Raw genomic sequence first — 2,925 nt, 5'->3', positions numbered from 1 at the left:
TGGGGCATTTCTAGACTATGGATTCATCAAAATGTCGAAATAATAATTTTTTCGTTGATGTTCTAGTTCTAGACGATTCATACTCTCTTTAGCATCAATTGCATGATGTTGAACATCAGCATTGATTTGTGTTGCTTCTATATACGCAGCACCTTTAACGAATGCTTCACAGTTTAATCCAGCTACTACGTTGGTAACACTTGAGCGATCGTGATGATAACGCTGTCCATATTGCTGATGATTCCGACCACTTTGGACTTGATTTGTAGCTTGACTATTGCGACGATTTGTTTCTTTTTTACCATTAGCATTACCTCGAATTCCAAAAATACTGACACCACCTCCACCTCCAGCAGCGCGGTTATAGAAGCTGTTAGATTCTTGAGAGTATTCCCGATTAAACTGATGGGATAGACTGCTAGTACTCTCAGTAGAAACAATATTATTTTGCCGATTAGCAGCTACAATATCGTTGCAATAGGTGCGTGGATTATCAGCTAAAGCATCATGGTTAATCCAAGAGCTGTAGGGTTCAGCATAGGCAGGTATAACAGAAGTAATGATAATGGTGGCTGTGATCAGAGAAGAAAATAATCCAAACCGCATTTGTTTCTCCTTAAGTTGAAATAATCAGTCTGTTGCTGATGAAGATAAGTGGTTTTCAATTAGTGCGTAGGGTGTGTTAGGGGCGGACTTGCCCTTATTTTTAGCCTCGTAGCCAGGGTTGGGATAGTCCGCCCCGTAACGCACCACCAAAAGGCTGGCTCTGATTTTCCACCTCTTTCCCAGTGTTGGGACAGCCCGTCCGAAAACTGTAACAGGCAAGATGCCTGTTACACTCACCGGGTCAAACAGTAAAAATGAGATGCACCCTCTCGGTTAGAGTTTTGATTAGGAGTGTCTTAAAACAAAGACGGATCGTAAGACTGGTCAAAAATACCGTCATTATTACTATCGCGCCAATTTTCTGGGGAGAAAGACGGATCGTAGGACTGGTCAAAAATACCGTCATTATTACTATCGCGCCAATTTTCTGGGGACAAAGACGGATCGTAGGACTGGTCAAAAATACCGTCATTATTACTATCGCGCCAATTTTCTGGGGACAAAGACGGATCGTAGGACTGGTCAAAAATACCGTCATTATTACTATCGCGCCAATTTTCTGGATAATTCTGTGCTGAAGCCGAACTAATTAGACTTGTTACCAACACTGTACTAATAGCGGCAATAGTCATGATCGGTTTTGACTTCTCTATCATGAAAATCATCTGGTTTATCCTTCACATTCTAGGTATTTAATGAATTCTATAGAACCCCAATATCTAGCCAAACTTAAGGCTTAGATATTGGTCGTTAGTTGTTCAAAAAAAACAAATTAATTAGAGATAATTTGTTCAGCAACTCCCTTAGCTTGTTGCTTAATTTCAAGAATAAAGTTAAGGCTGATATAATTCATTAACCATATCTACCAATGTGATCGCTTGGATATACAAGACTCATGGCAGGATTTGGTCAGTGGAATTGCTGAAAACTACATACTGCTAATTAAACCGTTTACCCTGTTGGGTGGTGCGTTACGGGACGGACTATCCCAACACTGGCTACTGAGAAAATCAGGGCAAGCCCGTCCCTAACGCACCCTACGCACTCAAACCTTTTGCCCAAAATCCCTAACCCCCAGCCTCAAGAACATTCCCGCCCCATCACTAGGCGTCCATTGGGCAGTTGATACACCCCCGTTGCTTCAACAATTGGGTCACCCTTTTGCCAAGGACGAGAGGCACTCTGACTCGGGACCGTGCGTACCTCTCCAGTGGGATAACGTGAAACTGAAGCATCCCCAGGGCGGGTGGGTAAGTTACCACCACCGGTAATGATGAATTTTCCTTCTTGTTCACTGGTTCGGACAATGCAGCTATTGGCTAGCAGATTGTCGGTGTCAATCAGATTGTCCGGTAACTCTGTCAGGCTGTTTTGGATAAAATCGAGGTTGGGTATATCGATAATCCCAGGGATAGCACCACTGGCGTTGATATCGACTCGGTTATTATTATCTAAAGTGGCTGGGTCAGTGCCTTTTGGTGCTGGACGGAAAGCAAAGCCGAAGAAGATGGGGGTTGTGAAGGTAATATTACCTCCTCGGCCATCACGGGCAAAGGCTAGGATGTCACTGTCAGCAAAGGCAATGAGTGAGTCAGTGGTGATGGTAATATTGCCCCCGTTGTCAGCACCGCTGAAGACACTGGTGGTAATGTCACTGTCACCGCGTAGCCTAATATTTTTGGCTATGATATCGATAGCACCTCCGGCAGATTTAGTGGTAGCAGTAATGATATTGCCGTCAGTAGCTGTTAACATGTCTGAGACATTGATATCGATGTTGCCAGCGTCGCCTTCTCCTTGACTTTGGGCAGATATCTGGCCTCTATCTGTGACGGTTAAATTGGAAGTAGTAATTGTCACGTCTCCGGCAGACTCTGTTGCACCTTTCAGTACTTCTGTAGATATAGTACTGGGAACTTCGCCATCCTTAGAAAGACCAGTTACTTCTATAAATTCTGAGGCATTGATGGTTATATTTCCTCCTTTACCTGCATTTGCGGTTGCTGCGCCAATGCGTGAACCACTGCGGACGCTCAGTTGGTTGGTTGTAATATCTATATCCCCGGCATTTGCGGAAGTATTAATAAAAGTAGCAACAGGACCAATAATTGTATCTGCCGAAATTGTAGCTCCCTCCTCAAGAGTTATTCTGCCAGATTTTAAAAATAACTTTCCTGCATCACCATTTCCGCGAGTAGCAGTTGCTATGCCTGCCTGACCTTGAATCTCGATAGACTCGGTAGCAGTTATACTTAACTCTCCGCCTTTTCCGCCAGACAAGGTAACTTGCCCATTATTTCTTTCAGTTAAAAGAGGTGC

Annotated in this window: 4 protein-coding genes and 1 pseudogene; 1 reads left to right on the top strand and 4 read right to left on the bottom strand. The window is 43.7% G+C overall.

The window, feature by feature from the left end; genetic code table 11:
• Nucleotides 1–15 precede the first annotated feature (15 nt).
• From F6K37_RS36890 to F6K37_RS36880, 3 genes are all read right to left on the bottom strand, one after another.
• Entirely contained in the window at nucleotides 16–606 is a 591-nt protein-coding gene (locus tag F6K37_RS36890; protein ID WP_287255946.1) for a hypothetical protein, read from the bottom strand.
• Nucleotides 607–630: 24 nt separating this feature from the next.
• A complete protein-coding gene (locus F6K37_RS36885) occupies nucleotides 631–825 on the bottom strand; it encodes a hypothetical protein (protein WP_287255944.1) in 195 nt (64 codons plus the stop codon).
• 77 nt (nucleotides 826–902) lie between these two features.
• Complete coding sequence (locus F6K37_RS36880; protein ID WP_287255942.1) at nucleotides 903–1,238, bottom strand: hypothetical protein; 336 nt, start codon at nucleotides 1,236–1,238, stop codon at nucleotides 903–905.
• 246 nt (nucleotides 1,239–1,484) lie between these two features.
• Here F6K37_RS36880 and F6K37_RS36875 point away from each other — a divergent pair, with 246 nt between their 5' ends.
• Nucleotides 1,485–1,637 (top strand): hypothetical protein, encoded by a 153-nt coding sequence (locus F6K37_RS36875; protein ID WP_287255941.1) that lies wholly within the window; start codon nucleotides 1,485–1,487, stop codon nucleotides 1,635–1,637.
• Between the two features lie 49 nt (nucleotides 1,638–1,686).
• On the opposite strand, the pseudogene F6K37_RS36870 reads toward F6K37_RS36875, so the two are convergent.
• Nucleotides 1,687–2,925: pseudogene (locus F6K37_RS36870) on the bottom strand (filamentous hemagglutinin N-terminal domain-containing protein); the annotation flags it as partial.

This window comes from Moorena sp. SIO4E2 (assembly GCF_010671945.1).
Lineage (GTDB): Bacteria > Cyanobacteriota > Cyanobacteriia > Cyanobacteriales > Coleofasciculaceae > Moorena > Moorena producens.
Note: the sequence above shows the minus strand (reverse complement) of the source record. Positions and strands in the feature narration are given on the sequence as shown.

What these genes read in the sequence shown, in the direction of transcription:
- F6K37_RS36890 (WP_287255946.1), bottom strand. Translation starts at nt 606, where the DNA reads ATGCGGTTTGGATTATTTTCTTCTCTGATCACAGCCACCATTATCATT.
- F6K37_RS36880 (WP_287255942.1), bottom strand. Translation starts at nt 1,238, where the DNA reads ATGACTATTGCCGCTATTAGTACAGTGTTGGTAACAAGTCTAATTAGT.